Here is a 1,648-nt window from a genome sequence, read left to right as displayed (position 1 = left end):
GAAGCCGGAGAGCGGGTGATGGATGCCGCCCGTCGCGAATTCGGCGAGGAAACCGGGCTGTTGGGCCGAACGGGGTTTCGGCTCCTGGGAGACAGGCACCGGCCCTTCGAGCGAGACGGGGTGCATCATGACCTCCACCGCACCTACTTGAAACGGTCTGGATCAAAGAGCGAGCAGCGGACGGCTCGTCATGCCGGCGCGGGCTGCGTTGACCGGATATCGAAAAACCGCCGGTTTAAGAGGCCCGTCAAGGGATCGCGCGACTCGAAATGAGCCAGTTGCCGGCTAGTCTCCAGGCGCGCACTGATGTCGCGCAGGCAAAGACCGATGTCTAAAGCGCCGCCTTACGAGCATCAAAATCCAGTACGGCAACCTACGGCCGTTCCGCGGGACGGAGGGTTGGCTAGGATCGAGCATCGAGGCCGCGTCTGTCGGCAACAGAAGAAGGGCGCCCGCCATATCTAGGCGCGATGTCTTTAGCTCGATGCGACCATCTCCCGCATTACCCTTATGATCTGCGACGCGTTATACGGCTTATGGAAGAACCTGCCCGCCACGGGAAGGGTGCTGTCGCTCATATGGCGATGGCCCGATGTGACGATTATCTTGATGGGAGGCCATCTGTCCCGAACGGCGGTTGCGAGCTTGAGGCCGTCCATGCTGCCGGGCATGTCGATATCGGTGAACATCAAGCTGATTTCGGATTGCGCTGTGAGAATGGCGATAGCATCGTCGGCATTGGCGGCCTCGAATACCCTGAAACCCTCATCTTCCAATGACTGCACGATATCCATCCGAAGAAGGATTTCGTCCTCGACGACGAGAACAGTTACACCATTGTAGCCCATCCCCGACGCTCCGTCCTAACCTTCGTTTGATCGTAGACATCTGCAACGACAGATAACGCGCCGCTCGAAAAAATGATCCGTCGGTAAACAGCAGGCTTTCAGTGAGTATTCTGGGCTGGTCGCAGCGCCCGGGCCATTCCGGTCACCCTCCTGGCGATACCCTATCGAAGCCGCTCCAGCGGGCCCATGACGTGGCATCGCAAACCGTGCCGCTCAAAAATGATTTCGGGTTTGGATCCGAACAGGGCTCCGAGTGCGGAGCGGACGTATTTCGTGCCATAGCCCTGCCGTGTCGGCTCTGAAACCGCTGGGCCACCGGCCTCGACCCAATGTAGCGATAATATCCGCGGATCGTCATCCGAGACCAACCACGACACTTCGACGCTGCCGTCTTTCTGCGAGAGCGCGCCGTACTTGATGGCATTCGTCGTCAACTCGTGAAGACAAAGCGCGATCGTCGTGGCGGAGGTCCGGCTGACGAAAACATCGGGTCCATGCACTTTGATACGGCTGAGCCCCTCGCCATTGTAAGGGGCAACCGTTACAGCGATCACCGACGAGAGAGATGCCGCTTCTCCGCCTGCATCGAAAACCACTGTATGCACATTCGATAAGGCATGCAGCCGACTGGTAAAATCTTGGGCGAGCTCCGGCATCGTAAAGTTAACGCGCTCAGGCATTAAAGCGGGCGTGTCGCTTTCGTTCAGTTGGTGTCAAGGCGAGCGATATCGGACCATAATTGTATGGCGGTGGCTCGCAGTTCTCGATGGTGGGCGGATGGAATATCGTGGCGGGGAATG

General features: G+C 58.5%; 3 protein-coding genes. 1 reads left to right on the top strand and 2 read right to left on the bottom strand.

Translation table 11 applies throughout. From position 1 onward, the window contains the following. A partial coding sequence (locus tag AC1DUP_RS36710) for an NUDIX hydrolase (protein ID WP_477837366.1) occupies nt 1-273 on the top strand: 273 nt, incomplete at its 5' end. Between the two features lie 203 nt (nt 274-476). Here AC1DUP_RS36710 and AC1DUP_RS36705 read toward each other — a convergent pair. Both AC1DUP_RS36705 and AC1DUP_RS36700 read right to left on the bottom strand, forming a co-directional pair. Beyond that, entirely contained in the window at nt 477-848 is a 372-nt protein-coding gene (locus AC1DUP_RS36705) for a response regulator (RefSeq protein WP_115038629.1), read from the bottom strand. A 161-nt stretch (nt 849-1,009) separates the two neighbouring features. Further along, the gene (locus tag AC1DUP_RS36700; protein WP_477837368.1) at nt 1,010-1,504 is read right to left on the bottom strand and encodes a sensor histidine kinase; all 495 of its coding nucleotides are present in this window, start codon (nt 1,502-1,504) and stop codon (nt 1,010-1,012) included. Nucleotides 1,505-1,648 lie beyond the last annotated feature (144 nt).

Source organism: Rhizobium sp. 01L419 (assembly GCF_056400025.1).
The sequence above is the reverse complement of the archived record's forward strand: the minus strand, read 5'-3'. Positions and strand labels throughout refer to the sequence as shown.